At 59.5% G+C, this 252-nt stretch carries 1 protein-coding gene; it reads left to right on the forward strand.

The window, feature by feature from the left end:
* Positions 1-69: 69 nt before the first annotated feature.
* Positions 70-252: hypothetical protein (locus PZC42_RS25055; protein WP_277214357.1), on the forward strand; the 183-nt coding region annotated here is incomplete at its 3' end.

Genomic DNA, 252 nt, shown 5'->3' on the forward strand with positions numbered 1-252 from the left:
TTCGGGACCCCCTACCCGAGATCCACCGGTTTTGACACCGACATTGGTGCTTTCATTGAGAGTTCCATTGTGACGTCGACGAAAGGTTCGATGGCTCGCCTTGTCCTTAAAGACAGCACCACCTCCGGGGGAGTCCTGGCCCCAGGCCAAACCCTCCGGCTGGGCGGCTTTACCATGATCGCCCGTTCGGCCGTTGAGCCGACGATGACCTCTCGGGCCATCGAAAACCCCCTTCGCATCAACTCCGAACAC

This window comes from Isoptericola croceus (genome assembly GCF_029382255.1).
Lineage (GTDB): Bacteria > Actinomycetota > Actinomycetes > Actinomycetales > Cellulomonadaceae > Isoptericola > Isoptericola croceus.